This window comes from Streptomyces sp. NPDC054783 (assembly GCF_053611725.1).
The window spans coordinates 68,801-93,985 of sequence record NZ_JBSHAY010000017.1; the positions used below are offsets into that span (position 1 = coordinate 68,801).

Sequence of the window (25,185 nt, forward strand, 5' to 3'; positions counted from 1 at the left end):
ACGGACGGGCAGCCCGGAGTACGGTCCTCCGGGGTGCCCGTCAGGGGTTGGTCAGCTCGTCGGCCAAGGTACCTGCGGCGACTTGTAGTACTCGATCCCGAGTGCGTCCCAGCGGGGGGCCTGGGCGGCCAGCCGGACCTTGTACGTGTTCCAGTCGTGGGTGGCCGACGGCGACCAGCCCAGTTCGGCCGCGCCCGGAAGGCGCGGGAACGCCATGTACTCGATGTCGGCGGACTTCGTCAGGGTCTCCGACCACAGGGGGGCCTCCACGCCCCTGATGGAGGAACTCGGTGCGCCCGGGAGGTAGTTGCCGGGGTTCCAGTCGTACGACCGCTGCACCTCGACGTAACCGGCCCACTTCGTGCCCAGCCTGGTGCTGCTGGTGTACTTCATGTCGAGGTAGAGCCGGTCCGCCGGGGACAGGATCAGCCCGGTGCCGTTCTGGGCGGCCTGGGCGACCTGGGCCTTCTCGGTCGCGCTGGTGCTGTCCAGGCCCCAGTACTGGGCGAGGGCGCCCTTGGCGGGGTGGGCGCCGGTGAGCTGGTGCCAGCCGATGACGGTCTTGCCGTACCTGGCGACGATCGGCTGGACGCGGTCCATGAACGTCACGTAGTCGTCATGGCTGGTGGAGTGCGCCTCGTCGCCTCCGATGTGCAGGTAGCGGCCCGGGGTGAGGGCGGCCAGCTCCCTGATCACGTCGTCTGCGAAGTCGTAGGTGACCTGCTTCGGCACGCACAGTGAGCTGAAGCCGACCTGGGTGCCGGTGTACAGCGGGGGTGCCACGCCGTTGCAGTTGAGGTCGGCGTAGGAGGCGAGGGCCGCGTTGGTGTGGCCGGGCATGTCGATCTCGGGGACCACCTCCAGATAGCGGGAGGCGGCGTAGGCCACGATCTCCCGGTACTGGTCCTTGGTGTAGTAGCCGCCCTTGCCGCCGCCGACCTCGGTGGAGCCGCCGTAGGTGGCAAGGCGCGGCCAGGAGTCGATGGCGATGCGCCAGCCCTGGTCGTCGCTGAGGTGCAGATGCAGCTCGTTGATCTTGTAGAGAGCCAGTTGGTCGATGTAGCGCTTGACCTGGCCGACCGTGAAGAAGTGCCGGGAGACGTCCAGCATGGCGCCCCGGTAGGAGTAGCGGGGGTGGTCCTCCAGGGTGCCGCCCGCGATCTGCCAGGGGCCCGGCTGGACCGTCTTTCGCTCCACGGCCGCCGGCAGCAGCTGACGGAGTGTCTGGACGCCGTGGAAGAGGCCGGCGGGCGCGCTCGCGGTGATGGTGACGCCGGCCGGGTCGCTGTGCAGCCGGTAGCCCTCGGCCCCGAAGTCGCCCTGGGCGAGGTGGAGCCGGATGCCGCCGGTGCCGTGGTCGGTGAGCGGCAGTGGATAGCCGGTGGAGGGGCGGAGGATGCCGGTGAGGTAGGTGCCGACGCGGCGGACCTCGGCGGAGTCGTCGACGTGGACGCCGGTCGCCCCGGTGATGCGGTACGGGGCCCCGCCGGGCTTGGCCGAGGCGGGGGCCGGCACCACCTGGTCCAGCGGTGTCGGGGCGGCCGCGCGCGCCGCGGGGGCGGCGCCGAGGGTGAAGGCCCCCGCCGCCGCCAGAAGCAGCAGGGATCCGAGGATGCGAGGTGTTCGGGGAGTCGTGCTGTGGTTCCGTCTCACATGCGCTCCCTTCAGATGTGGTCGAGACCACTCTCCCGCAGATCCGATGAAACAATCCCTCCATGGCGGAAATCATCCAGAAGGACGGCACCTGGGCCTTCGACGGCGATGCCCTGCGGCTCACCCCGGGGCGGGACAAGAACGTGAGCCCGCTCCGCCGTGAGCTGGGGGAACTCGTCGTACCGCTGGGGGCGTTGGCCGGTGTCTCCTTCGAGCAGGGCCGGCGGTCGGGGCGGCTGCGGCTGCGGCTGCGCGACGGCGCCGATCCGCTGACGCAGGCCACCGGCGGCCGGCTCGCCGAGCCGAACGACCCGTACCAGCTGACGGTGGAGTCCGACCGGTACGGCGTCGCCGAGTACTTCGCGGACGAGGTGCGCAACGCCCTGCTGCTGGACGGGGTTTCACCGCAGCCGGTCGACGGGTACCTGCTGCCGGGGCCGTCGCTGCCGGTGTCCGCCTCCGCCGGGGACGGCACGGCGACCTTCGACGGGGAGCGGGTGCGGCTGGAGTGGAACTGGAAGACGGAGGACGCCAAGTCCTCCGGCGGCCCCCGTGCGATCCGCCTCGCGGACGTCGTCGGCGTGGAGTGGCAGCCGGCGGCCGGGCTGGAGAACGGCCATCTGCGGTTCCTGGTGCGCGACGCCCCGGTGACGGCACCGCCGAAGTACGACCCGAACGCGGTCGAGCTGTGGGGGTTCAAGAAGGATCCGCTGATGGCGCTGGTGGCCGCCGCCGTGCAGGCGCGGCTGCCGCATCCCGCGGCCCCTGCGGCCCCCGCCGAGGAGGACGGCGTACGCCCGCAGCCCGTGGTGCTCGCCAAGGAGCCGGCCGCCGAGAACGAGCACGACGCCCTGCTGCGGCGCCTGCGCGAGCTGGGCGAACTGCGCCGGGACGGGGTGCTGACCGACGAGGAGTTCGCCCTGGCCAAGCAGGCGGTCCTCAAGCGCATGTAGAGCGCGGGTGAGGACCGCCCGGGGCCCGAAGACGCTGACGAATCCCTACTTCGCGGTGCGGGACACCGTGAAGTGGTCGATGCGGTCACCGGTCTCGGCGATGCCCGACACCGTCAGCGTGGTCTGGCGGCCCTTCGGCGCGGGGGTGACGTCCACGCGCAGGAAGGAGTAGTTCAGGTAGCGGACCCGGGACCAGGCGACGGTCTCGTTGACCTTGCCGTCCTTGGTGTTGATGAAGGAGGCGACGGAGTCGACCTCGTGCTCGTTGCCCTCGTAGGAGTCCGGGGCGCTGAACGCGTACAGGCTGCGGCCCGCCGCGCCGGCGGTGACGTAGACCACACCCTCGGTCTCGGGGTAGGCGGTGCCGCCGATCGGGAGCTTCTTGGTGACCTTGTTGTCCTTGATCACGTCGGTGCGCTCGTACTGGTGGTTGTGGCCGTTGATGACCAGGTCCACCTGGTACTTCTCGAACAGCGGCACCCACTCCTGGCGCACGCCCCCCTCCGAGGCGTGCGCCGTGGAGGTGCAGTAGGCGCAGTGGTGGAAGAAGACGACGATGAAGTCGACGTCGTCACACGCCCGGTACTTCTTCAGCTGGGTCTCGAACCACGTCGTCTGGGTTCCGCCCGAGATGCCCAGGTTCGCCGGGATCTCGAAGGAGACGTCGTTGGGGTCCAGCGAGACGACCGCGGTGTTGCCGTGGACGAAGGAGTAGACGCCGGGCAGGTTCTTCGCGTCCGGGCCGTTGTCCGGGAGGGTCCAGCGGGCCTCCTCGCCGCCGTAGCCGTTGGGCGAGTACCAGGCCTCCATGTCGTGGTTGCCGTAACTGACCATCCACGGGATCTGCTTGGCGACCGACTCGGTCTGGTACAGGAACTGGTCCCAGGTGCGCGAGTCGAAGCCCGTGTCGGTGGTCTTGCCCTGGCCGGCCGGGTCGCCGTAGGCGATGTCGCCGGCGTGCAGGTGGAAGGCCGGGTTCTGGCCGAGGATCAGGCTGTCGTTGGCGAGGGCGTGGTAGCTGACGCCCTGGTCGCCGAAGGCGGTGAAGGTGAACGGCGCCTTGTGGGCGGGAGCGGTGGTGAAGGTGCCCAGGGTGCCCAGCAGGTGCCGCTCGGCCGGGTCGAAGCCCTCGTGGCCGACGCCGTAGTAGTAGGTCCTGCCCGGGCGCAGGTGGGTGAGCTGGGCGTGCAGGTAGTACTGCGTGTGATCGCCGCTCGCGCCGACGCCGGCCGGGGTGTAGAGGGTGCGGACCTCGGCGTCGATCTTGCGGGAGAGGTCCCAGGGGTGGGCGCCGATGCGGATGAACGGGTTCTTCACGGCGACCGGGACCTGCCAGGAGACCGTCATCTCGGTGCGCGGGTCGTTGCCGTAGGCGAGGTGGCGGCCGAAGGGGGCGACGAGGGCGCCGTCGACCGCCTCCGTGGCGGGGGCGGTGGCTTGCGTCGGCACGGCGGCCTGGGCGGTGGCGCCCGGCACGAACGCGCCACCCGCGACGGCGCCGAGCGTGACGGCGCCGCCTCTGATCATGGTGCGCCGGGAGAATCTGGCGCGCAGGTACTCGTGCTGCTCCGCCATGCTCATGCGCGCGGCCAGCTTCTCCGGTACTCCCATACGAGGAATGTCCATGGAGTCTGAAAATGGTGTACATCTCCAACGAGACGCAAGACACAGGATGGACAGCCGAGGAACAGAGATCCACCAGCCCGACAACAGGCAGCTGCCCGATATCGGGCAGGATTCTTGCGAATCCGGCGCCGGTGGCCCAGGATCTACCGGGTGCACGACGAACTTCTTGATCACCTGATGCGGTCCACGCCCCTGAGCCGGGGCGAGGCGCTGCGGGTGGTCCAGGAGGTGCTCGCCTACTTCGACGAGTCGACGGAGGACTTCGTCCGGCGCCGCCACCGCGAACTCCAGGCCCAGGGCCTGGTGAACACGGAGATCTTCGAACGGATCGGGGCGGACCTCAAATATCGAGCGGTGGCACCGCCCGAGCTGACGCTCAGGCAGCTGCGACGCATCGTCTACGGCTAGGAATACCTGTACATGTGCGGAATTGTCGGATACATCGGGAAGCGTGACGTCGCCCCTCTCCTCCTGGAGGGTCTGCAGCGGCTGGAGTACCGCGGCTACGACTCCGCGGGCATCGTCGTCACCTCCCCGAAGGCGCCCGGCCTGAAGATGGTCAAGGCCAAGGGCCGGGTACGCGACCTGGAGGCCAAGGTCCCGGCGCGCTTCAAGGGCACCACCGGCATAGCCCACACCCGCTGGGCCACCCACGGCGCCCCCTCCGACACCAACGCCCACCCGCACATGTCGGCCGACAACAAGGTCGCCGTCGTGCACAACGGCATCATCGACAACGCCTCCGACCTGCGCCGCAAGCTGGAGGCGGACGGTGTCGAGTTCCTCTCCGAGACCGACACCGAGGTCCTCACCCACCTCATCGCCCGCTCCACCGCCGAGAAGCTGGAGGACAAGGTCCGCCAGGCCGTCCGCGTGATCGAGGGCACCTACGGCATCGCGGTCCTGCACGCCGACTTCCCCGACCGGATCGTGGTGGCCCGCAACGGCTCCCCGGTCGTCCTCGGCATCGGCGAGAAGGAGATGTTCGTCGCGTCCGACATCGCCGCCCTGGTCACCCACACCCGCCAGATAGTGACGCTGGACGACGGCGAGATGGCCACCCTCAAGGCCGACGACTTCCGCACCTACACCACCGAGGGCACGCGCACCACCGCCGAGCCCACCACGGTGGAGTGGGAGGCCGAGTCGTACGACATGGGCGGCCACGACACCTACATGCACAAGGAGATCTTCGAGCAGGCCGACGCCGTGGACCGCGTGCTGCGCGGCCGCATCGACGACCGCTTCTCCACCGTGCACCTCGGCGGCCTCAACCTGGACGCCCGCGAGGCCCGGCAGATCCGCCGCGTGAAGATCCTCGGCTGCGGCACCTCGTACCACGCGGGCATGATCGGCGCCCAGATGATCGAGGAGCTGGCCCGCATCCCCGCCGACGCCGAGCCGGCCTCCGAGTTCCGCTACCGCAACGCGGTCGTGGACCCCGACACCCTGTACGTGGCCGTCTCCCAGTCCGGTGAGACGTACGACGTCCTCGCCGCCGTCCAGGAGCTGAAGCGCAAGGGCGCCCGGGTCTTCGGCGTCGTCAACGTGGTCGGCTCGGCGATCGCCCGTGAGGCGGACGCCGGCATCTACGTGCACGCCGGACCCGAGGTCTGCGTGGTGTCGACCAAGTGCTTCACCAACATGACCGTCGCCTTCGCCCTGCTCGCCCTGCACCTGGGCCGCACCCGTGACCTCTCGGTCCGCGACGGCAAGCGGATCATCGAGGGCCTGAGGAAGCTGCCGGAGCAGATCACCGAGATCCTCAAGCAGGAGGAGAAGGTCAAGGAGCTGGCCGAGCTGTACGCCGACGCCCGCTCGATGCTCTTCATCGGCCGCGTGCGGGGCTACCCGGTGGCCCGCGAGGCCTCCCTGAAGCTCAAGGAGGTCTCCTACATCCACGCCGAGGCCTACCCGGCCTCCGAGCTGAAGCACGGCCCGCTGGCCCTGATCGAGCCGGCCCTGCCCACGGTCGCGATCGTCCCCGACGACGACCTGCTGGAGAAGAACCGCGCGGCCCTGGAGGAGATCAAGGCCCGCAGCGGCAAGATCCTCGCGGTGGCCCACCAGCACCAGGAGAAGGCCGACCAGACGATCGTCGTCCCGAAGAACGAGGACGAACTCGACCCCATCCTGATGGGCATCCCGCTGCAGCTGCTGGCCTACCACACGGCGAAGGCCCTGGGCAGGGACATCGACAAGCCCCGCAACCTCGCGAAGTCGGTGACGGTGGAGTAATTCCGCCACAGCAGAACGGACCCCCACGTGTGCCACCTCCACGTGGGGGTCCGTTCAGTGCTGCTCGAATCAGCCGGCGGCCGTCACCCCCCGGCCCGCAGCACGACCAGGAAGCGCCGTCGGCCAGTGCGCCAGCGCGGCCGTGGCGGCGTACCAGGCCACCGCGCCGGACACCGCGGCGACCCAGCCGCCCACCTTGGCCAGAGAAGAGCTGTCGGCGAAGGCCGCGACGGCCAGCACCAGCATGGCCAGGAACAGCAGCCCGTGCATGACCTGACCGAGGCTGTCCCCGCCCGCGAGGGTCAGGGTGAGCGCCACCAGGGCGAAGAGGAGCAGGAAGAGCCCGGCTCCGTTGGCGGAGGACTGACCTGCCACGGCCCAGGTGAACCACAGTGCGCCGAGGGCCACGAAGCCCGTACCGGAGGCGCTGTCGCCGCCCCGGAAGGCCAGCAGACCGACGAGGAACAGGGCAACTCCGCCCACGTAGTGGGCGAGTGAGACGGCGTCGGACGCGGCTACGCCGTGAATGACACCGGTCGTACCGAGCCCGAACGCCAACAGGGTGATTCCCAGGGCGAGTCGGCCGACCACGGTGGTGTTTCCGCTTCCCGCAGAGACTTCGTTGTCCACGGCGGGCTCCCTTCATGCTGTGCTGTTGCGCGGTGACCGGTATATGCCCTTCACAAGGGCACAAACCACCTCTACGCGCGAGTAGTTTCGCGCTGCACAAAGGGAGTTGACAGGCAGGCAGCCGAGAGGCTCAGAGGACGCGGGTCACGGGATGACGATCACCGGTCGCTGCGCCCGCTTGGCGAGCCGCCCCGCGACGGAGCCGAAGATGCGCCCGACGATGCCGTGCGTGGAGCCGACGACGATCGCGTCCGCCTCGTACTCCCGCCCCACCTCTTCGAGTTCGTGGCAGATGTCCCCGCCCCGCTCGACCAGGATCCACGGCACCTCGGCCAGATAGTCCGCGCACGCCAGCTCCAGGCCGAGGACCTCGGTGCGATGGTCCGGCACGTCCACGAAGACGGGCGGCTCACAGCCGGCCCAGACGGTGGTGGGCAGCCGGTTGGCGACATGGACGATGATCAGACCCGAGTGGGAGCGGTGGGCCATGCCGATGGCGTAGGCGAGGGCGCGCTCACTGGACGTGGAGCCGTCGAAGCCGACGACGACTCCGTGCCGGAAGGCTGGGTCGCAGATGGGGCGTGGCTCTTCCGCCGCCTGGGGATCGGCCGCCGTGGGGTCGGCGACCGGTCGCTTGCGGTCCGCGGGTTCGAAGAATTCGTGACCGGCCATGGCTGTCTCGGCGTTGTGATCCTTTTATGGGTTTGGACAACAGTGCGCGCGGAACTGTGTCACGGAGCTGTGTCCGGGAAACATCTTCCCAACCCCATACCCCCAAGGGTACGGCGGCACGCCTCCCGAGCCCAGATCCCGCGCACGCTCCGTAAGCGGTCCCCCGACGTCCGTAGGGGTTCACCGGAGCATGCACGAGCGGCGCCCGTAACGCAATGGTTGCTGCCCCGTACAGGCGGTTTGCACAGGATCAACAGATGTACGGCCGGTGACCGACCGGTCGAACAGACGTTGAACCGTGCGAGCCACCGCCACAGGGAGATACGAGTCATGCCCGGTCACCGATCCACCTCCGAGCCGCGGCCCGCGCCGGACACCGTGAGCGATGTGATCCGCTGGGCCGTCTTCAGCTGCGTCCTCGTCCCCGTCGTCCTGGTCTGGTACGGCACCTCGCTGGCCGGCGCGGCGGGCGCCGCCCTGGGCCTGGCCGCCGTCACGGCCGTGTGCCGCTTCCTGCTGCGCCGGTCGGAGCGGTGTGCGGCGGGTTGCGCCGAGCAAAGAGGCGGACGTCACACCCGCCGACGGACACCGGTCGACTGACCTGTTTTCGCACCCCCGAACGCTTCTTTTCAGCCAACTTCTGAATGTTGCCGAAAAGGGCCCCCAACCACCCCCCAACCCCCGTTCGACCTGCACGGAAAGGGTCCACGGGCGGCTGCGCACCCTACGTGGTTTGGCCACTGCGACAAGGCGCACTTCCCTGCACGCTCCGCGAGTGCAACGCTTCGTGATCGAATGCTTCACGCCAAGTTGTCATGTCGACAATCTCGGGCGTGTGGAACTGGTCACCGTGAGACCGCGGGAGCCAGTAGATTCGATCTTGACTGTCTTACGGCGGGGGACTCGTGCAGGACCGAGGGGAAACGTGCAGGAGCGACACAACCGAGGAGCCGCGACCACCGAGGGGGGCTTAGCAGTATGAGCCACGACTCCACTGCCGCGCCGGAAGCCGCAGCCCGGAAGCTCTCCGGGCGACGCCGCAAGGAGATCGTCGCGGTGCTGCTGTTCAGCGGCGGCCCCATCTTCGAGAGTTCCATTCCGCTGTCGGTGTTCGGGATAGACCGCCAGGACGCCGGCGTGCCGCGCTACCGACTGCTGGTGTGCGCCGGCGAGGAGGGCCCGCTGCGGACCACAGGGGGCCTGGAACTCAGCGCACCGCATGGACTGGAGGCGATATCCCGCGCCGGGACGGTCGTCGTACCGGCCTGGCGGTCGATCACCGCGCCGCCACCGGAGGAGGCGCTCGACGCGCTGCGCCGGGCGCACGAGGAGGGTGCCCGCATCGTAGGGCTCTGCACCGGCGCCTTCGTCCTCGCGGCGGCGGGCCTGCTGGACGGCCGCCCGGCGACGACCCACTGGATGTACGCGCCGACGCTGGCCAAGCGCTATCCGTCGGTGCACGTCGATCCACGAGAGCTGTTCGTGGACGACGGCGACGTCCTGACGTCGGCGGGTACGGCGGCCGGAATCGATCTCTGTCTCCATATCGTGCGGATGGACCACGGCAACGAGGCGGCCGGCGCGCTGGCCCGCCGCCTGGTGGTCCCACCGCGCCGCAGCGGCGGTCAGGAGCGCTATCTCGATCGGTCTTTACCCGAGGAGATCGGCGCCGACCCGCTCGCCGAGGTCGTCGCCTGGGCGCTGGAACACCTCCACGAGCAGTTCGACGTGGAGACCCTGGCGGCACGCGCCTATATGAGCCGCCGCACGTTCGACCGCCGGTTCCGCTCGCTGACCGGCAGCGCGCCGCTGCAGTGGCTGATCACCCAGCGAGTGCTGCAGGCACAGCGCCTCCTGGAGACGTCGGACTACTCCGTGGACGAGGTGGCGGGCCGCTGCGGCTTCCGCTCCCCCGTCGCGCTGCGCGGGCACTTCCGCCGCCAGCTCGGCTCCTCCCCCGCCGCCTACCGGGCCGCCTACCGGGCCCGCAGGCCGCAGGGCGAGAGGCCCGTCGACGCGGAGCCCCTGCCACCCGCCGGCCAGCCGGGCCCGCCCACGGGCCTCGCGGGCCCCGGACCGGTGGGTCATGCACCCATGCTGCACCCGGACCGCGACAGCGGGGTCCCCATGCAGAGCCGCCGTACGGCGGCGGGCGCGGTGGGCCTGCTGCCGGGGCCGCGGAGCGGTAGCTGAGAGAGGGGGCGAGCACAGCTCGCCCCCTTTTCGCCGCCCCGACGACCAGCCCCGTGCTTTCCCCGCCGAACACGGGTGACCCCAAAAGCCGACGTCAGCTTTAGGGTGGTCGCATGAACGATCGCATGGTGTGGATCGACTGCGAGATGACCGGCCTCTCGCTGTCCGACGACGCGCTCATCGAGGTGGCCGCCCTCGTCACCGACTCCGAGCTGAACGTACTCGGCGAGGGGGTGGACATCGTCATCCGCCCGCCGGACCAGGCGCTGGAGACGATGCCGGAGGTGGTGCGTCAGATGCACACCGCGTCCGGGCTCCTCGCCGAGCTCCCGAACGGCACGACCCTGAAGGACGCCGAGGAGCAGGTGCTGGCGTATGTGAAGGAGTACGTGAAGGAGCCCGGCAAGGCCCCGCTGTGCGGCAACTCCGTCGGCACCGACCGCGGCTTCCTGCTGCGGGACATGCCGACCGTGGAGGACTACCTGCACTACCGGATCGTCGACGTGTCCTCCATCAAGGAGCTGGCCCGCCGCTGGTACCCCAGGGCGTACTTCAACAGCCCGGAGAAGAACGGCAACCACCGGGCCCTCGCCGACATCCGCGAGTCGATCGCCGAGCTGCGCTACTACCGCGAGGCCGTCTTCGTCCCGCAGCCCGGCCCGGACTCCGACACCGCGAAGAAGATCGCCGCCAAGCACGTACTGCCCGCGCAGTAACGACACATCTGCGGCCTTTCGGGGTCCGCTCGGCGGCCCGCGCGAAAACCTGTGCGCGAGCACCCCTTCGGACCCTGTAGACTTCTTCTCGGCCGGTCGGGGAAACGACGAGTTCAACCGCCGGTCGTGGTGGGTGTAGCTCAGCTGGTAGAGCACCTGGTTGTGGTCCAGGATGTCGCGGGTTCGAGTCCCGTCACTCACCCTCGCCCGAGAGGCCGATGATCTGCGCACTGCAGTCATCGGCCTCTTTCGTTGCCCCGGTGGCCGCACCGGTGGCCGTCGGCCGTCAGTGATCGGCGGCCCCCCGTTCCGGCAGTCGCCCGATGTCCGACACCGGGCCGAGGTGGTCGAGCTTGTCGGGGTTGGACACGGAACGGATCGCCCGGATCCGCCCCTCGACGACGTCGACCTCGATCACACTGGCCACGCGCCCTTCCGCGTCGTAGATCACGCCGCCCGGGCGGCCGTTGATCCGGGCCGCCTCCAGGAAGGCGCCAAGTTTCCCGACCCGGCGCAGGCCGCCGACCAGCAGCCGGGCGACGCGCCGCGCGTCGGTCACCGATCTGGCGAGCGCCCGCGCCTTGCCACCGCCGTCCCCGTGGAACACCACGTCCGGGGCGAGCATGTCGAGCAGCGCGTCCATGTCGCCGCCCTCTGCGGCCGCGAAGAACTTGCGGGCGAGCTCCTCGCTCTCCGCCCGCCGCACCGGGGTCGGGCTGTCGACGACCTGTCCGCCGGGGCCGATGCGCTTTCTGGCGCGGGCGAAGATCTGCCGGCAGTTCGCCTCGGACTTGCCGGTGAGGCTCGCCACCTCCGGATAGCCGTACCCGAAGACCTCGCGCAGCACGAACACCGCCCGCTCCACCGGGGAGAGGGCCTCCAGCAGCACGAGGAACGCCATCGACAGCGAGTCGTACAGTTCGGCGTGCTCGGCCGGTCCGGGCCGGTCGGCGGACACGACCACCGGCTCGGGCAGCCAGTCGCCCGCATAGGTCTCCCGCCGAACCCGTGCCGAGCTCAGGTAGTTGATGCCCAGTCGCGTGACCGAGGTGGTCAGGTACGCCTTCAGGTTCGCCACCGGGGTCCCGGCCCGGCGCGCCCGGGTCAGGCCGAGGAAGGCGTCCTGCACGATGTCCTCGGCGTCGCCCACGGAACCGGTCATCCCGTAGGCGATGGAGAACAGCAGCGACCGGTATCCGTCCGCGTCCGTCCCAACCGCTGTTGCCGGCACGGATTCCCCCCTTCGAACATCCGCAAGACGTCCAGCAGCGTATCCGCTCCTGTCACAGATCGCCGGGCTGCCCTGTCTCAGAGGGGCGACATCGAAGGACGGGAACAAGGAGACCGCACATGAACCTCGCGCTGTGGATCGTCACCGGACTGCTCGCCGTCGCCTATCTGCTCAGCGGCGGCGGCAAGGTGGTCCTGGCCAAGGAGAAGATCGCCGCCTTCGGACCCAGTGCGCAATGGGTGAACGACTTCAGCGGCGGCGGTGTGAAGGCCATCGGTGCCCTCGAGGTGCTGGCCGCGGTCGGACTGGTCCTGCCCGCCGCGCTCGGCATCGCGCCGGTTCTGGTGCCGCTGGCCGCCCTCGGCCTGGTGCTGCTCATGATCGGTGCGGCGATCACCCGACTCCGGCGTCACGAGGTCGGACTCATGATGGTGGACGTGGTCTACATCGTCCTGGCAGCGTTCGTGGCGTGGGGCCGCTTCGGCCCCGAGTCCTTCATCCGCTGACAAGAGAGGACGGCTGTCATGGCGTTGTCCACGGCGTTCACACGGCTGTTCGGTGTCGAGCATCCGATCGCCCTGGCACCGATGGGCGGTTCGGCCGGCGGGGCGCTGACCGCGGCGGTCTCGCGCGGCGGCGGGCTCGGACTGCTGGGCAGCGGCAACGGCGACCGGGACTGGCTGGCCCGCGAACTGCCCGTCCTGGCCGCCGAGCGCGCAGGAAGGCCCTGGGGTGTCGGCTTCCAGGCGTGGGCCGTCGATGTGGGTGCGGTGGAGTGGACGCTGGAGCAGGGCCCTGCGGCGGTGATGCTGTCCTTCGGTGACCCGGGCCCGTTCGCCGAGCGCATCCGCGCCTCCGATGCGGCGCTGATCCTTCAGGTGACCGACCTGGAGGAGGCGCGCAGGGCGGTGGATCTGGGCGCCGACGTGATCGTGGCGCAGGGCACCGAGGCCGGCGGGCACGGGGCCCGGCAGGGGCGGTCCACACTGCCGTTCGTGCCCGTCGTGGTGGACCTGGCGGCGCCCGTGCCGGTGCTCGCGGCCGGCGGGATCGCCGACGGCCGGGGTGTGGCGGCCGCCCTGGCCCTGGGCGCCGCGGGTGCGCTGCTCGGCACCCGCTTCCAGGCCACGGCCGAGGCCCTGGTCGACCCCGCGACCGCCCGGGCCATCGTCGCGGGCCGCAGCGAGGACACCGAGCGCAACCGGGTGCTGGACATCGCCCGCGGCTCGCGCTGGCCGGCGAAGTACACCGCCCGTACTCTCCCGCACCCCTTCCTCGACCGCTGGCGCGGACGGGAGACGGAACTCGCCGCCGACCCCGAGGCCGGGCGGTCGTACCGGGAGGCCGTCCTACGCGGTGACATCCCCGCACTTCCGCGGTGGGCGGGCGAGGGCGCGGACCTCATCACCGACCTTCCCTCGGCAGCCCACCTGGTCACCACGCTGGCGGCACAGGCCGAGGCCGCGTTGAAACGGGCCGGCGGGAACTGACTCGTACGAGAACTACGGGGACTGGCTCGTACGAGGACTACGGGGACTGGCTCGTACGAGGACTACGGGGACTGGCTCGTACGAGGACTACGACGACGCCCGCGCCACCAGTTCCGCCGGCAGCACCGCGTGCTGCCGCTCCAGCCCCCGGGACGCGGGCGGGCGGCGGTCGGCGATCTCCGTGAGGAGGAGGTCGATCATCGCGCGGCCCATCTCCTCGATGGGCTGGCGGACGCTGGTCAGCGGCGGGTCCATGTGGCGGGCGATGGCGGAGTCGTCGTAGCCGACGAGGGCCACGTCGTCCGGGATACGGCGGCCCGCCTCGCGCAGCACCTGGCGGGCACCGGCCGCCATCACGTCCGAGCCGGCGAAGACCGCGTCCAGGTCGGGGCGTCGGTCCAGGAGCACGGACATGGCCCGGCGGCCGCCCTCTTCCGTGAAGTCCCCGGGTTCGACGAGGAGTTCGTCCACCTCCCGGCCCGCGTCGCGCAGGGCGTCGCGGTAGCCGTCGACACGGCGCTGGGCGCCGTAGACGTCGAGGCGGCCGGTGATGTGGGCGATGCGGGTGCGGCCGCGGGAGAGCAGGTGCTCCACGGCCGAGCGGGCACCGCCGTAGTTGTCGGAGTCCACCGAGGTGAGCGTCTCGCCGACCGAGCGGGGGCCGCTGATCACGGCCGGGATCTCCAGCTGGGCCAGCAGATCGGGCAGGGGGTCGTCGGCGTGGACCGAGACCAGCAGGACGCCGTCCACCCGGTGGGCCGCCAGGTACTGCGCGAGGCGTCGGCGCTCGCGGTCGCTGCCGGCGAAGATCAGCAGCAACTGCATCTCGGTGTCGGAGAGTTCGGAGCCGACTCCGCGCAGCATGTCGGAGAAGTACGGTTCCGCGAAGAAGCGGGTCTCCGGCTCGGGGACGACGAGCGCGATGGCGTCGGTGCGGTTGGCGGCGAGGGCGCGGGCGGCGGTGTTGGGGACGTAGCCGAGCTCGGCGACCGCCGCCTCGACCGCGGCGCGGGTGGCGTCGCTGACCCGGGGCGAGCCGTTGATCACCCGCGAGACCGTGCCCCGGCCGACCCCGGCACGGGCGGCGACCTCCTCGAGCGTGGGCCGGCCCCCGCTCCGGCCCCGCGCTCCGTGGCTTGCCATGGGCTCCGCCTTTCTCGACCGACTCGTGGTGCTGGCCTGGAATGTAACAGCACCGTTCGCTGCGGTGACCGCCCCCGGGCGCCGCGCCCCGGGACCCGCAGTTAACGCTCAGATAACTGAACGCAGTTGCCGCTGTCCGCTCCCTTGACACCCCGCTCCGGACCGGCGACTCTTCAACACATCACTCATGGGAGCGCTCCCACAGTACCTGGCACCTACACATCCCGCACGTTCCCCGCCCGAGCCGCAGCGAGTACGAACGGGCCCAATTCCATGCAGTTGGCCGGGGGGTCGGCACGTCAGGCAACAGGAGGACGCAATGCGCACGAGCATCCGCCGGTCCCAGCGGCTGATGGCCCTCACGGCCGTTGCCGCGTTGGCCACGGGGCTGCTGGCAGGCTGCGCCAAGGACTCGGACGACGGCTCGTCGGACGGCTCCGGCGGCGGAAACGGCAGTGGCAAAGGCAAGATCACGCTGACCATCGGTACCTTCGGCGTCTTCGGCTACAAGCAGTCCGGCCTCTATGACGAGTACATGAAGCTGCACCCGGACATCAACATCAAGGAGAACGTCACCACCCGCACCGACGTGTACTGGCCGAAGGTGCTCACCCGCCTCCAGGCCGGGTCCGGCACCGACGACATCCAGGCCATCGAGATCGGCAACATCACCGAGGCCGTGCAGACCCAGGCGAACAAGTTCGTCGACCTGGGCAAGGAGGTCGACAAGTCCCAGTGGCTGGACTGGAAGAACGCCCAGGCCACCACCAAGGACGGCAAGCTCATCGGGCTCGGGACGGACATCGGGCCGATGGCCATCTGCTACCGGAAGGACCTGTTCCAGAAGGCCGGGCTGCCGACCGACCGGACCAAGCTCGCCGAGATGTGGAAGGGCGACTGGAGCAAGTACGTCGACGTCGGCAAGCAGTACATGAAGAAGGCACCCAAGGGCACCAAGTTCGTGGACTCCGCGTCCTCCGTCTACAACGCGGCCCTCGGCGGCGCCGACGAGCGGTACTACGACAACGACGGCAACGTCTCCTGGGACAAGTCCGACGGCGTGAAGAAGGCCTGGAACGTCGCCATGGACGTCGCCACCAGCAACATGTCGGCGAAGCTGAAGCAGTTCGACCCCACCTGGGACCAGGGCTACGCCAACGCCGGCTTCGCCACCGTCGCCTGCCCGGCCTGGATGGTCGGCTACATCGAGCAGAAGTCCGGCGACTCCGGCAAGGGCAAGTGGGACGTGGCGGCGGCGCCCACCGCGGCCAACTGGGGCGGCTCCTGGCTCGGCGTGCCGCTCGCGAGCAAGCACCAGAAGGAGGCCGTCGCGCTGGCCAAGTGGCTGACCGCGCCCGAGCAGCAGGCCAAGGTCTTCGCCAAGCAGGCGAGTTTCCCGTCGACCCCGTCGGCGTACGCGAACCTGAAGCCGGCCGCGGACACCACGACGTACTTCTCGAACGCGCCGCTCACCCAGATCTTCTCCGACTCGGCGAAGACGATCCCGACGCAGTACTTCGGCATCAAGGACCAGCCGATCAACTCCGCGATCACCGACGTCGGCATCCTCCAGGTCGAGCAGAAGGGCAAGTCGCCCTCCCAGGGCTGGGACGCGGCGTCCAAGGAGATCAAGGACGTGCTCGGCCAGTGACCAGCCCCAAGCAGGCTCTCGCGCACCCCGCGTCGAGTGCCGACGCCGCGCCCGGCACCCCGCCGGGCGCGGCGAGGGGCGCTCACGGTCGCGGTACGCCGGCGGGCGCCGACTCCTGGCGCAGCCGGCTGTACCGCTGGGACATGAAGGCGTCGCCGTACGCCTTCGTGTCCCCGTTCTTCGTCCTGTTCGGGGCGTTCACGCTGGTCCCGCTGCTCTACACGGCCTGGTACTCGCTGCACGACGTGCAGCTGTCGGCCCTCGACCACCAGACCTGGGCGGGCCTGGACAACTACAAGAACCTGTGGTCCTCGGATTTCTTCTGGAACGCCCTGAAGAACACCCTGACCATCGGTGTCATCTCGACCGTGCCGCAGCTGCTGGCCGCGATCGGGCTCGCGCATCTGCTGAACTACCGGCTGCGGGGCTCCACCGTCTGGCGTGTGGTGATGCTGACCCCGTACGCCACCTCGGTGGCCGCGGCGACCCTGGTGTTCACGCTGCTGTACTCGTGGGACGGCGGCATGGTCAACTGGATCCTGCACTTCTTCGGGGTGAACCCCGTCAACTGGCGTGAGTCCGACTGGGGTTCGCAGTTCGCGGTGTCGTCGATCGTGATCTGGCGCTGGACCGGCTACAACGCGCTGATCTATCTGGCGGCCATGCAGGCGATCCCGACCGATCTGTACGAGTCGGCGGCGATCGACGGCGCCAATCGCTGGCAGCAGTTCCGGCATGTGACGATCCCGCAGCTGCGCCCGACGATCCTGTTCACGGTCGTGGTCTCGACGATCGGCGCGACGCAGCTCTTCGGCGAGCCGCTGCTGTTCGGCGGGGTCAGCGGGTCCAAGGGCGGCTCGGAGCACCAGTACCAGACGCTCGGTCTGTACATGTACGACCAGGGCTGGATCATCGGCAACCTCGGCAAGGCGTCCGCGATCGCCTGGTCGATGTTCCTGATCCTGCTGGTCATCGCCGCGGTCAATCTGCTGCTCACCCGACGGCTGAGGAAGTCCCAATGACGACCGGTGAACTGACACTGCCCCGCAGGACCGTCCTGCGCCGGGGCCGGATGGGCGCGGGCAAGCAGCTGCACGCGGGCCCGGTGACGTACGTCGTGCTCACCGTCTTCGCGCTGGTCTCCCTCGCCCCGCTGGTGTGGACGGCGATCGCCGCGTCCCGCACCGACCGGCGGCTCGCGCAGACCCCGCCGCCGCTGTGGTTCGGCGGCAACCTGTTCAAGAACCTGCAGACGGCCTGGGACCAGGCGGGGCTGGGCACCGCGATGTTCAACTCGGTGATCGTGGCGGGCACGATCACGGTGAGCACGGTGCTGTTCTCGACCCTGGCCGGCTTCGCCTTCGCCAAGCTGCGGTTCCGCTTCTCCAGCCTGCTGTTGCTGCTGACCATCGGCACGATGATGATCCCGCCGCAGCTGGCCGTCGTACCGCTGTACCTGTGGATGTCGGACCTCGGCTGGTCGAACCAGCTGCAGACGGTGATCCTGCCGAGTCTCGTCACCGCCTTCGGTACGTTCTTCATGCGGCAGTACCTGGTGCAGGCGCTGCCGACCGAGCTGATCGAGGCGGCCCGGGTGGACGGGGCGAGCAGCCTGCGGATCGTCTGGCACGTGGTCTTCCCGGCGGCGCGTCCGGCGATGGCCGTACTCGGCCTGCTGACGTTCGTGTTCGCCTGGAACGACTTCCTGTGGCCGATCATCGCCCTGAACCAGCAGAACCCGACCGTGCAGGTGGCCCTGAACTCGCTGGGCACCGGGTATGTCCCGGACCAGGCGGTGATCATGGCGGGCGCGCTGCTCGGCACGCTGCCGCTGCTGGTCGCGTTCGTCCTGTTCGGCAAGCAGATCGTGGGCGGGATCATGCAGGGCGCGATCAAGGGCTGACACCCCTGTGCACAGGGGCCGGGCCACCGCCGCCCCGGCCCCTTCCTCCCCCCTCCGCCTCCGCCTCCCCCTCCCCTCCCCCTCCATCGACCCCTGGTCTCCTACGACCCCCAATGGGAGCGCTTCCATGCCTGAACCCGTTACCTCCGTGACCTTTCCTCCCGCCTTCCTGTGGGGCGCCGCGACCTCGGCCTACCAGATCGAGGGGGCGGTGCGGGAGGACGGCCGCACCCCCTCGATCTGGGACACCTTCAGCCATACGCCGGGCAGGACGGCCGGCGGTGAGACCGGTGACACCGCCGTCGACCACTACCACCGCTTCCGCGAGGACGTGGCGCTGATGGCGGAGCTGGGCCTGACCGCGTACCGCTTCTCGGTCTCCTGGTCCCGGGTACAGCCCACGGGCCGGGGCCCGGCGGTCCAGCGCGGCCTGGACTTCTACCGCCGGCTGGTGGACGAACTCCTCGCCCACGGCATCAAACCGGCACTCACCCTCTACCACTGGGACCTGCCGCAGGAGCTGGAGGACGCGGGCGGCTGGCCGCAGCGGGACACCGCGCTCCGGTTCGCCGAGTACGCAGGGCTGGTCGGCGAGGCGCTGGGCGACCGGGTGGAACAGTGGATCACCCTCAACGAGCCCTGGTGCAGTGCCTTCCTGGGCTACGGCTCCGGCGTCCACGCCCCCGGCCGTACCGACCCGGCGGCCTCGCTGCGCGCCGCCCACCACCTCAACCTCGCGCACGGTCTCGCGGCCTCCGCCCTGCGCTCGGTCATGCCGGCCCGCAACGAGGTCGCGATCAGCCTCAACTCCTCCGTCGTACGGCCCCTCTCGCAAGACCCGGCCGACCTCGCGGCGGCTCGCCGGATCGACGACCTGGCCAACGGGATCTTCCACGGCCCGATGCTGCACGGGACGTACCCGGAGTCGCTGCTGGAGGCGACGGCCTCGATCACCGACTGGTCGTACGTCCTGGACGGCGACACCCGCACGATCAACGTCCCCCTGGACGCGCTGGGCCTGAACTACTACACCCCGGCCCTGGTCTCGGCCGCGTCCGTAGAGGTCAAAGGCCCCCGGGCGGACGGCCACGGCGCCAGCGCGCACTCCCCCTGGCCGGGCGCCGACGACGTGCTCTTCCACCAGACCCCGGGCGAGCGCACGGAGATGGGCTGGACGATCGATCCGACCGGCCTGTACGACCTGCTCATGCGCTACGCGCGCGAGGCGCCGGGTCTGCCGCTGTACGTGACGGAGAACGGCGCCGCCTACGACGACAAGCCCGACCCCGACGGCCGCGTCCACGACCCCGAGCGCATCGCCTACCTGCACGGCCACCTGTCCGAGGTCCGCCGCGCGATCAGCGACGGCGCCGATGTCCGCGGCTACTACCTGTGGTCCCTGATGGACAACTTCGAGTGGGCTTACGGCTACGGCAAGCGGTTCGGCGCGGTGTACGTGGACTACGCCACGCTGGAGCGGACGCCGAAGTCGAGCGCGCGGTGGTACGGGGAGGTCGCGCGGACGGGGGTGCTGCCGGGGGTGGAGTCGGCGGCCTGACCCACGCGAAGGGGCGCGGCAATCCCCCCGGATTGCCGCGCCCCTTGCATGACGCCCGTCGTCGCGGGTCAGTTGAGGGCGCGGGTCAGTTGAAGGCGCCGAACGCCTTCGAGAAGGCGAACTTGTCCTGGACGATCGAGCTGCAGGTGGGGTCGGCGGAGTTCTTCGCGCCGCCCGCGCACTGCTTGTCGCGGGCCGCGGACCACATCGACAGGCCGCCGAGACCCTTGGACTTGGCGAAGTTCACCAGCTGGGTGGCGTCGTCCACCTTGAAGATCTCCGTGGAGACGTCGTTGACGCCGATCATCGGGGTGACGGCGACCGTCTTCCAGGCGGCGGCGTCGGACAGGCCGAGGACGCTCTTGACCTGGGCCTGGGTGGCGGTGGCGGCCTGCTGGGCGTAGTCACCCATGTCGCCGTTGTACGAGGCGCCGTAGTCCATCGCCATGATGTTGACGGTGGAGATCTTCGCGCCGTTGGACTTGGCGTTGGACAGCAGGTTCACGCCGTCCTGGGTGAGGCCCTCGGGCATCACCGGGAGGGTGAAGGAGACGTCCAGGTTCGGGTGCTGCGCCTGGAGCTTCGCTATCGCCTTCGCCCGGAGGGTGTTCGCCGCCGTGTTCGGCAGCGCGCCGCCCTCGACGTCGAAGTCGACCTTGGTCAGCTTGAACGCGTCGACCGCCTTGCCGTACGCCGCCGCCAGCGCGTCCGCCGAGGAGCAGGTGGTGGCCAGTTCGGAGCCGGACGCGCCGCCGAAGGAGACCCGGACGTCACCGCCCTTGGCGCGCAGGGAGCCGATCTGCGTGGCGACGGCGTCGCTGGTCAGGTCGGTGACACCGCCCCACTTGGGGGTGCAGCCACCGCCGTCGGTGACGAACGCGAGGTTGAAGTTCTTCACGCCGGTCGCGTCGGCCGCGCCGACCAGGTCGAAGGCCGGGTAGAGGGAGGTGTCGACGTACGGGGCGAAGCCGGCGGAGGCGGTGGTGCCGCTGCCGGTGGTCTGGGAGGCGGTCGGCGTCGGGGTGGCCGTCCTGGTCGGGGTGGGAGTGGGGCTCTTGGTCGGGGTGGCGGTCGGGGTCGGCGACTGGGTCGCGGTGGGGCGGCCGCTGGGCTCCGGGGTGGCGCTGCCGTCCGCGGAGCACTGGGAGTTGTCGATACGACAGCCGGTCGGGTCGCCCTTCCCGTCGACCACGAATCCGACGGTCACCGACTTGCCGGCGGCGAGGCCCTCGGTGTCCCACTTCGCGGGCTTCACGGTGACGTGCGAGCCGCTGACGCTCGACTCGCCGTTCCACAGCGAGCCGAGCCTGGCGCCCGCCGGGAGGTCGAACTCCAGGGTCCAGGTCTTCTCGGTCTGGCCGCTGTTGTTGGTGACGACGTACTGCGCGGTGTAGCCGGTCGACCAGTCGCTGGTCTTGGTGTACGCGGCGTTCACGCCGGCCGCGTTTGCGGTGCCGGTGAGCAGGAGCGCGCCACCGCCGACCACGGCCGCGGCCACGAGACCGCCTATCGCCTTGTTCCTGCCACTGATCCTGCGCCGGTGCGTGGTCATGCGCGTGCCTGCCTTCGCTGTTCACGGGGGTGAGGTGCGGCAGCACGCTAGCGATCCGGAATCGGGCAAACGGCCTGATCCGGACGGCCGTTGCAGACCTTAGGGTTCACTTAAGGAAGGCATCGGGGACGATTAATGGTCGAGACCAGTGGGGACCGGTTTGCCCGATCGGCGTCTTCGGACACGGCCCCGCGCCACCGGCCGCCGCCCGCCCAGCTGGAACCAGATCCGCACCTCGGTGCCGCCCAGCACCGAGGTGCCGACTCGGACGTCCCCGCCGGTGGACTCGGCGAGCCGGCGCACGATGTCGAGCCCGAGGCCGGTCGAACCGGCGCTTCCGGAGCCGCGGCCGCGGGCCATCGCCGCCTCCGGGTCGGATATGCCGGGGCCCGCGTCGGAGACCAGCACGATCACCGCGTCCTCGCCGTTGTGCACGTCGACCGCGAAGGCGGTGCCCTCGGCGGTGTGCCGGAACACATTGCCGAGCAGGGCGTCGAGCGCGGCGGCCAGATCGGCGCGGGCCACGGGCAGGCGCACCGGCCGCTCGACGCCGGCCACCCGCCACTTGCGGCCCTCGTCCTCGGCGAGCGCGGACCAGAACTCCATGCGCTCGCGCACCACTTCCGCCGCGTCGCACCCGGCGCCGGGACCGAGGGCGGCCGTCTGCGGCTTGGCCTCCCTGGCCGTACGGATGATGGTGTCGACCTCGCGCTCCAGCTGGGCGACCGCGGACCGGGTCTGCTCGGCGGCCGGTCCGCCGCCCAGGGAGGCCGCGTTGAGCCGCAGCACGGTCAGCGGTGTACGCAGGCGATGCGAAAGGTCCGCCGCCAACTCCCTCTCGTTGGCGAGGAGTTGGACGACCTGGTCGGCCATGGAGTTGAACGCCACGGCCGCGAGCCGCAGTTCGGTCGGGCCGTCCTCGGGCACCCGGGCGCCCAGCTTGCCCTCGCCCAGGTCGTGCGCCCCCTCGACCAGCCGCTGGGCGGGCAGCACCATGCGCACCCCGAGCCGGTCGGCGACCGCGACCGAGCCGACGATCAGCGCGAGGCCGACGCCCGCGAGCACCGCCCAGGCCGTGCCGACGCCGTTGGTCACCTCGGACTCGGGGACGTACACCTCGACGACCGCGATGTCACCGGAGCCGAGCGCGACCGGCTGGAGCAGTGTGGAGCCGCCGGCCACCGAGGTCGTGGAGGCGCGGCCCAGTCTCCGTACCGCCTGGATGTCGCGGTCGGCGGCGCGCCGGCGGCCGATGTCCAGCGCGGGCCGGGCTCCGGCGGCGGGCAGATGCACGGCCATCCCGGAGTCGGCGCCGGCCGAGGCCACGACCCGCTCCAGTTTGTCCCGGTCCGTGGTGATGGACAGCGCCGGCGCGACGGCGGCGGCCTCCCGCTCGGCGTTCGAGAACGCCCGGTCGCGGGCCATCTCCTTGACGACCAGGCCGAGCGGGACCGCGAAGGCGACCACGACCATCGTGGTGACCGCCAGGCACACCTTGACCAGGGCCCATCTCATCGCACCGGCTCCCCGTCCGCCGATGGTTCCGTGGGCGGTTCGAGCTTCACGCCGACACCCCGGAGCGTGTGCAGATAACGGGGCCGTGCGGCCGTCTCCCCCAATTTACGGCGCAACCAGGACAGATGGACGTCGATGGTCTGGTCGTCGCCGTAGGACTGCTGCCAGACCTCGGCAAGCAGTTCCCTGCGCGGGACGACCACCCCGGGGCGGCCGGCGAGGAAGGCGAGCAGGTCGAACTCGCGGCGGGTGAGGTCCAGTCGGATCCCGTCCAACTCGGCCTGGCGGCGCAGCGGGTCGACGGTCAGGCCGCCGACCCGCAGGACGCTGGACGGCGGGGCCTCGCCGCCTCCCGACCGGGCCCGGCGCAGCACGGCCGCCATCCGCGCGGAGAGGTGTTCGACGGAGAACGGCTTGGTCAGGTAGTCGTCCGCGCCGGCGTTGAGCAGCCGGACGATCTCCGTCTCGTCGTCCCGGGCGGTGGCGATGATGACGGGGACGTCGGTGATGCCGCGCAGCATCTTCAGCGCCTCGGAGCCGTCCAGGTCCGGCAGTCCGAGGTCCAGGATGACCACGTCGAAACGGAAATGGGCGACCTCGCGCAGCGCCTCCAGTGCCGTACCGACGCTGCGCACGGTGTGTGCGGCGTCGGTCAGATGCCGGATGAGCGCCGAGCGTACGAACTGGTCGTCCTCGACCACGAGCACACTTGCCATGCGCCGCACCGTACGCCATGGCGCCCGTGCCGGGCGGACGCCTGTGGATAACTCGGATGATGTGCGCACGGCCGTCCCCCTGGGGCAGGATGGCCCGCGATGCGCAGAGGACTCGTACACGTACTGGCGTGGCTGCTCGCGACCGGAGCGGCGGTCACGCTGTCGTGGTGGGGTGTGCACACGGTGATGGCCGGGACGGCGTACGACCCACCGCGCGCCCTGCCGGTCACGGCCGCCGACGCGACGGCCCAGGGCTCGAAGTCCGTGAACTCGCCGACGCATCGCCCGTCCCCGTCGAGGCGGCCGTCGGCCAGCCCGACGGCACCGAGCCCGGCACCCACGCGGTCACCGGGCCACGCCCTCTCCTCCACCGCCTCCTCGTCCGCGTCCGGCCGGGTCAAGTCGTACGACACCGACGGCGGCCGGGCCGTGTTCGACCTGGGCCCGTCCAGTGCCACGCTCGTCTCGGCGACACCGGGGACCGGCTGGTCGATGCAGGTGTGGAAGACGGAGACGTGGATCCGGGTGGAGTTCAGCAGCGGCACGGACCGGGTGTCGGTGATGTGCACCTGGCACGACGGGCCGCCGCATGTGGACATCGGGAACTACTGAGCCCCGCGCCCGGGCGGAATCGGGTCAGCCGAGCCGCGCGCCCGCGGAGAACCGGGTCACCGGAACACCGACGGCGGCGGGGCCGGGGAGGCCACGGCCGCCGCGTCCGTCACGGGGGCCGCGCCGCCGGTGAAGTCGGTGAGCGGCTTGCCGTGTTCGACCCGGACCGGGTGCGGGTCGGAGGCGGCGCGGCGGGTGAGTTCGGCGACCGGGAGCGGGGCGTCGGAGGCGACCAGGACGGCGTTGCCGAAGCGCTTGCCGCGCAGGACGGCCGGGTCGGCGATCAGCGCGAGCTCGGCGAACCGTGCGGCGGCGGTGGCGATCTGGCCGCGCAGATGGGCGAGCGGCGGGCCGTCGGCGAGGTTGGCGGCGTAGACCCCGTTCGGCTTCAGGGCCCGGCGGACCTCGTCCAGGAACTCGGTGGAGGTGAGATGCGCCGGGGTGCGGGCGCCGCTGAAGACGTCGGCGATGACCAGGTCGGCCCAGCCGTCGGGCATCTTGGCGAGGCCCTCGCGGGCGTCGGCCGATCTGACCCGGATCCGGGCGTTCGGGTCCAACGGCAGCTCCCGGCGGACCAGTTGGACCAGAGTCGCGTCCCGCTCGACGACCTGCTGGGTGGAGCGGGGCCGGGTGGCGGCGGTGTACCGGGCGAGGGTGAACGCGCCGCCGCCGAGGTGCACGACGTGCACGGGCTTGCCGGGCGGGGCGACGAGGTCGATGACATGGCCGAGACGGCGCTGGTACTCGAAGGAGAGATGGGCGGGGTCGTCCAGGTCGACGTGCGACTGGGGCGCGCCGTCGATCAGCAGCGTCCAGGCACGGCCCCGGTCGGGGTCGGGTACGAGCTGCGCGAGCCCGCCGTCGACCGCCTCCACGACGGCTTCGACGGCCGCCGGCCTGCGCCGCGTGTGCTGTGCCTTCCGCGTGCTCCTGGACCCGCCCACCGGACCATTGTCGCAGCCCGCCCGCACCCCCGCCGCACGGACAACCACCCCCTCCCGACCAGCCGGGCCGCTCCACCGACAACCGCCGACCCTCCGACCAGCCGTGCCGCTCCACCGGTAGCTGTCGATCCCCCGACCGGCCGAGCCGCTCCACCGACAGCCACCGACCCCCCCGCCCGGCCGGGCCGC

23 protein-coding genes and 1 tRNA gene are annotated in these 25,185 nt (G+C 70.7%); 14 read left to right on the forward strand and 10 right to left on the reverse strand.

The genetic code is table 11. From position 1 onward, the window contains the following. Positions 1–51: 51 nt before the first annotated feature. On the reverse strand, positions 52–1,653 hold the full coding sequence (locus tag ACWGJ5_RS27255; protein ID WP_453312306.1) for a beta-N-acetylhexosaminidase: 1,602 nt from the start codon (positions 1,651–1,653) through the stop codon (positions 52–54). Between the two features lie 62 nt (positions 1,654–1,715). Between ACWGJ5_RS27255 and ACWGJ5_RS27260 the strand changes: the two genes are divergently transcribed. Next, positions 1,716–2,606: a DUF4429 domain-containing protein gene (locus ACWGJ5_RS27260; protein WP_453312307.1), complete on the forward strand. Its 891-nt coding sequence runs from the start codon at positions 1,716–1,718 to the stop codon at positions 2,604–2,606. 45 nt (positions 2,607–2,651) lie between these two features. On the opposite strand, the gene ACWGJ5_RS27265 is transcribed toward ACWGJ5_RS27260, so the two are convergent. Then, positions 2,652–4,217, reverse strand: coding sequence for a fibronectin type III domain-containing protein (locus ACWGJ5_RS27265; protein ID WP_453312308.1), 1,566 nt, complete (start codon positions 4,215–4,217; stop codon positions 2,652–2,654). A 165-nt stretch (positions 4,218–4,382) separates the two neighbouring features. Between ACWGJ5_RS27265 and ACWGJ5_RS27270 the strand changes: the two genes are divergently transcribed. Together ACWGJ5_RS27270 and glmS are read left to right on the forward strand one after the other, a co-directional pair. Then, positions 4,383–4,640, forward strand: a complete 258-nt coding sequence (locus ACWGJ5_RS27270; protein WP_453312309.1) for a hypothetical protein — start codon at positions 4,383–4,385, stop codon at positions 4,638–4,640. A gap of 12 nt (positions 4,641–4,652) precedes the next feature. Beyond that, positions 4,653–6,470 (forward strand): glutamine--fructose-6-phosphate transaminase (isomerizing), encoded by a 1,818-nt coding sequence (gene glmS / locus ACWGJ5_RS27275; RefSeq protein ID WP_453312310.1) that lies wholly within the window; start codon positions 4,653–4,655, stop codon positions 6,468–6,470. Between the two features lie 69 nt (positions 6,471–6,539). On the opposite strand, the gene ACWGJ5_RS27280 is transcribed toward glmS, so the two are convergent. Together ACWGJ5_RS27280 and ACWGJ5_RS27285 are read right to left on the reverse strand one after the other, a co-directional pair. Further along, on the reverse strand, positions 6,540–7,100 hold the full coding sequence (locus tag ACWGJ5_RS27280; RefSeq protein ID WP_228621810.1) for a GPR1/FUN34/YaaH family transporter: 561 nt from the start codon (positions 7,098–7,100) through the stop codon (positions 6,540–6,542). A 144-nt stretch (positions 7,101–7,244) separates the two neighbouring features. Beyond that, positions 7,245–7,772 (reverse strand): universal stress protein, encoded by a 528-nt coding sequence (locus ACWGJ5_RS27285; protein WP_228621811.1) that lies wholly within the window; start codon positions 7,770–7,772, stop codon positions 7,245–7,247. A 330-nt stretch (positions 7,773–8,102) separates the two neighbouring features. Here ACWGJ5_RS27285 and ACWGJ5_RS27290 point away from each other — a divergent pair, with 330 nt between their 5' ends. From ACWGJ5_RS27290 to ACWGJ5_RS27305, 4 genes are all read left to right on the forward strand, one after another. Continuing rightward, on the forward strand, positions 8,103–8,372 hold the full coding sequence (locus ACWGJ5_RS27290; RefSeq protein ID WP_453312311.1) for a hypothetical protein: 270 nt from the start codon (positions 8,103–8,105) through the stop codon (positions 8,370–8,372). 378 nt (positions 8,373–8,750) lie between these two features. Continuing rightward, positions 8,751–9,965 (forward strand): helix-turn-helix domain-containing protein, encoded by a 1,215-nt coding sequence (locus tag ACWGJ5_RS27295; RefSeq protein ID WP_453312312.1) that lies wholly within the window; start codon positions 8,751–8,753, stop codon positions 9,963–9,965. A gap of 113 nt (positions 9,966–10,078) precedes the next feature. Further along, entirely contained in the window at positions 10,079–10,681 is a 603-nt protein-coding gene (gene orn, locus ACWGJ5_RS27300; RefSeq protein WP_453312313.1) for an oligoribonuclease, read from the forward strand. A 129-nt stretch (positions 10,682–10,810) separates the two neighbouring features. Then, positions 10,811–10,883, forward strand: a tRNA-His gene (locus ACWGJ5_RS27305). 84 nt (positions 10,884–10,967) lie between these two features. On the opposite strand, the gene sigJ is transcribed toward ACWGJ5_RS27305, so the two are convergent. Beyond that, positions 10,968–11,912 (reverse strand): RNA polymerase sigma factor SigJ, encoded by a 945-nt coding sequence (sigJ, locus tag ACWGJ5_RS27310; protein ID WP_453312314.1) that lies wholly within the window; start codon positions 11,910–11,912, stop codon positions 10,968–10,970. A gap of 119 nt (positions 11,913–12,031) precedes the next feature. Here sigJ and ACWGJ5_RS27315 point away from each other — a divergent pair, with 119 nt between their 5' ends. Continuing rightward, a complete protein-coding gene (locus ACWGJ5_RS27315) occupies positions 12,032–12,418 on the forward strand; it encodes a DoxX family protein (protein ID WP_453312315.1) in 387 nt (128 codons plus the stop codon). Between the two features lie 18 nt (positions 12,419–12,436). Continuing rightward, positions 12,437–13,402, forward strand: coding sequence for an NAD(P)H-dependent flavin oxidoreductase (locus ACWGJ5_RS27320; protein WP_453312316.1), 966 nt, complete (start codon positions 12,437–12,439; stop codon positions 13,400–13,402). An 87-nt stretch (positions 13,403–13,489) separates the two neighbouring features. Here the strand turns inward: ACWGJ5_RS27320 and ACWGJ5_RS27325 are convergent, their stop codons facing one another. After that, positions 13,490–14,545 carry a LacI family DNA-binding transcriptional regulator gene (locus tag ACWGJ5_RS27325; RefSeq protein ID WP_453312317.1) on the reverse strand — a complete coding sequence of 352 codons (1,056 nt, stop codon included), beginning with the start codon at positions 14,543–14,545 and terminating at the stop codon, positions 13,490–13,492. Positions 14,546–14,864: 319 nt separating this feature from the next. Here ACWGJ5_RS27325 and ACWGJ5_RS27330 point away from each other — a divergent pair, with 319 nt between their 5' ends. The 4 genes from ACWGJ5_RS27330 to ACWGJ5_RS27345 all read left to right on the forward strand — a co-directional run bounded on the left by ACWGJ5_RS27330 (position 14,865) and on the right by ACWGJ5_RS27345 (position 19,657). Beyond that, positions 14,865–16,196 (forward strand): ABC transporter substrate-binding protein, encoded by a 1,332-nt coding sequence (locus ACWGJ5_RS27330; protein WP_453312318.1) that lies wholly within the window; start codon positions 14,865–14,867, stop codon positions 16,194–16,196. After that, positions 16,193–17,218 (forward strand): carbohydrate ABC transporter permease, encoded by a 1,026-nt coding sequence (locus ACWGJ5_RS27335; protein ID WP_453312319.1) that lies wholly within the window; start codon positions 16,193–16,195, stop codon positions 17,216–17,218. Before ACWGJ5_RS27330 ends, ACWGJ5_RS27335 begins: the two co-directional genes overlap by 4 nt. Then, the gene (locus ACWGJ5_RS27340; RefSeq protein ID WP_453312320.1) at positions 17,215–18,099 is read left to right on the forward strand and encodes a carbohydrate ABC transporter permease; all 885 of its coding nucleotides are present in this window, start codon (positions 17,215–17,217) and stop codon (positions 18,097–18,099) included. Before ACWGJ5_RS27335 ends, ACWGJ5_RS27340 begins: the two co-directional genes overlap by 4 nt. A 127-nt stretch (positions 18,100–18,226) precedes the next feature. Further along, complete coding sequence (locus ACWGJ5_RS27345) at positions 18,227–19,657, forward strand: GH1 family beta-glucosidase (protein WP_453312321.1); 1,431 nt, start codon at positions 18,227–18,229, stop codon at positions 19,655–19,657. Between the two features lie 85 nt (positions 19,658–19,742). Here ACWGJ5_RS27345 and ACWGJ5_RS27350 read toward each other — a convergent pair whose 3' ends face one another. The 3 genes from ACWGJ5_RS27350 to ACWGJ5_RS27360 form a co-directional block, all read right to left on the reverse strand. Next, positions 19,743–21,209, reverse strand: a complete 1,467-nt coding sequence (locus ACWGJ5_RS27350; RefSeq protein WP_453312322.1) for a glycoside hydrolase family 18 protein — start codon at positions 21,207–21,209, stop codon at positions 19,743–19,745. A gap of 132 nt (positions 21,210–21,341) precedes the next feature. Next, positions 21,342–22,724, reverse strand: coding sequence for a sensor histidine kinase (locus ACWGJ5_RS27355; RefSeq protein WP_453312323.1), 1,383 nt, complete (start codon positions 22,722–22,724; stop codon positions 21,342–21,344). Beyond that, positions 22,721–23,440 (reverse strand): response regulator transcription factor, encoded by a 720-nt coding sequence (locus ACWGJ5_RS27360; RefSeq protein WP_228621828.1) that lies wholly within the window; start codon positions 23,438–23,440, stop codon positions 22,721–22,723. The genes ACWGJ5_RS27355 and ACWGJ5_RS27360 overlap by 4 nt, the downstream gene beginning before the upstream one ends. A 99-nt stretch (positions 23,441–23,539) precedes the next feature. Between ACWGJ5_RS27360 and ACWGJ5_RS27365 the strand changes: the two genes are divergently transcribed. After that, positions 23,540–24,052 (forward strand): hypothetical protein, encoded by a 513-nt coding sequence (locus tag ACWGJ5_RS27365; RefSeq protein ID WP_453312324.1) that lies wholly within the window; start codon positions 23,540–23,542, stop codon positions 24,050–24,052. Positions 24,053–24,108: 56 nt separating this feature from the next. Here the strand turns inward: ACWGJ5_RS27365 and ACWGJ5_RS27370 are convergent, their stop codons facing one another. Next, positions 24,109–24,996, reverse strand: a complete 888-nt coding sequence (locus ACWGJ5_RS27370; protein WP_453312325.1) for a spermidine synthase — start codon at positions 24,994–24,996, stop codon at positions 24,109–24,111. Positions 24,997–25,185: the final 189 nt, after the last annotated feature.

What these genes read in the sequence shown, in the direction of transcription:
- ACWGJ5_RS27260 (WP_453312307.1), top strand. Translation starts at nt 1,716, where the DNA reads ATGGCGGAAATCATCCAGAAGGACGGCACCTGGGCCTTCGACGGCGAT.
- ACWGJ5_RS27265 (WP_453312308.1), bottom strand. Translation starts at nt 4,217, where the DNA reads ATGGGAGTACCGGAGAAGCTGGCCGCGCGCATGAGCATGGCGGAGCAG.
- glmS (WP_453312310.1), top strand. Translation starts at nt 4,653, where the DNA reads ATGTGCGGAATTGTCGGATACATCGGGAAGCGTGACGTCGCCCCTCTC.
- ACWGJ5_RS27285 (WP_228621811.1), bottom strand. Translation starts at nt 7,772, where the DNA reads ATGGCCGGTCACGAATTCTTCGAACCCGCGGACCGCAAGCGACCGGTC.
- ACWGJ5_RS27290 (WP_453312311.1), top strand. Translation starts at nt 8,103, where the DNA reads ATGCCCGGTCACCGATCCACCTCCGAGCCGCGGCCCGCGCCGGACACC.
- ACWGJ5_RS27295 (WP_453312312.1), top strand. Translation starts at nt 8,751, where the DNA reads ATGAGCCACGACTCCACTGCCGCGCCGGAAGCCGCAGCCCGGAAGCTC.
- orn (WP_453312313.1), top strand. Translation starts at nt 10,079, where the DNA reads ATGAACGATCGCATGGTGTGGATCGACTGCGAGATGACCGGCCTCTCG.
- ACWGJ5_RS27315 (WP_453312315.1), top strand. Translation starts at nt 12,032, where the DNA reads ATGAACCTCGCGCTGTGGATCGTCACCGGACTGCTCGCCGTCGCCTAT.
- ACWGJ5_RS27320 (WP_453312316.1), top strand. Translation starts at nt 12,437, where the DNA reads ATGGCGTTGTCCACGGCGTTCACACGGCTGTTCGGTGTCGAGCATCCG.
- ACWGJ5_RS27325 (WP_453312317.1), bottom strand. Translation starts at nt 14,545, where the DNA reads ATGGCAAGCCACGGAGCGCGGGGCCGGAGCGGGGGCCGGCCCACGCTC.
- ACWGJ5_RS27330 (WP_453312318.1), top strand. Translation starts at nt 14,865, where the DNA reads ATGCGCACGAGCATCCGCCGGTCCCAGCGGCTGATGGCCCTCACGGCC.
- ACWGJ5_RS27340 (WP_453312320.1), top strand. Translation starts at nt 17,215, where the DNA reads ATGACGACCGGTGAACTGACACTGCCCCGCAGGACCGTCCTGCGCCGG.
- ACWGJ5_RS27345 (WP_453312321.1), top strand. Translation starts at nt 18,227, where the DNA reads ATGCCTGAACCCGTTACCTCCGTGACCTTTCCTCCCGCCTTCCTGTGG.
- ACWGJ5_RS27350 (WP_453312322.1), bottom strand. Translation starts at nt 21,209, where the DNA reads ATGACCACGCACCGGCGCAGGATCAGTGGCAGGAACAAGGCGATAGGC.
- ACWGJ5_RS27355 (WP_453312323.1), bottom strand. Translation starts at nt 22,724, where the DNA reads ATGAGATGGGCCCTGGTCAAGGTGTGCCTGGCGGTCACCACGATGGTC.
- ACWGJ5_RS27360 (WP_228621828.1), bottom strand. Translation starts at nt 23,440, where the DNA reads ATGGCAAGTGTGCTCGTGGTCGAGGACGACCAGTTCGTACGCTCGGCG.
- ACWGJ5_RS27365 (WP_453312324.1), top strand. Translation starts at nt 23,540, where the DNA reads ATGCGCAGAGGACTCGTACACGTACTGGCGTGGCTGCTCGCGACCGGA.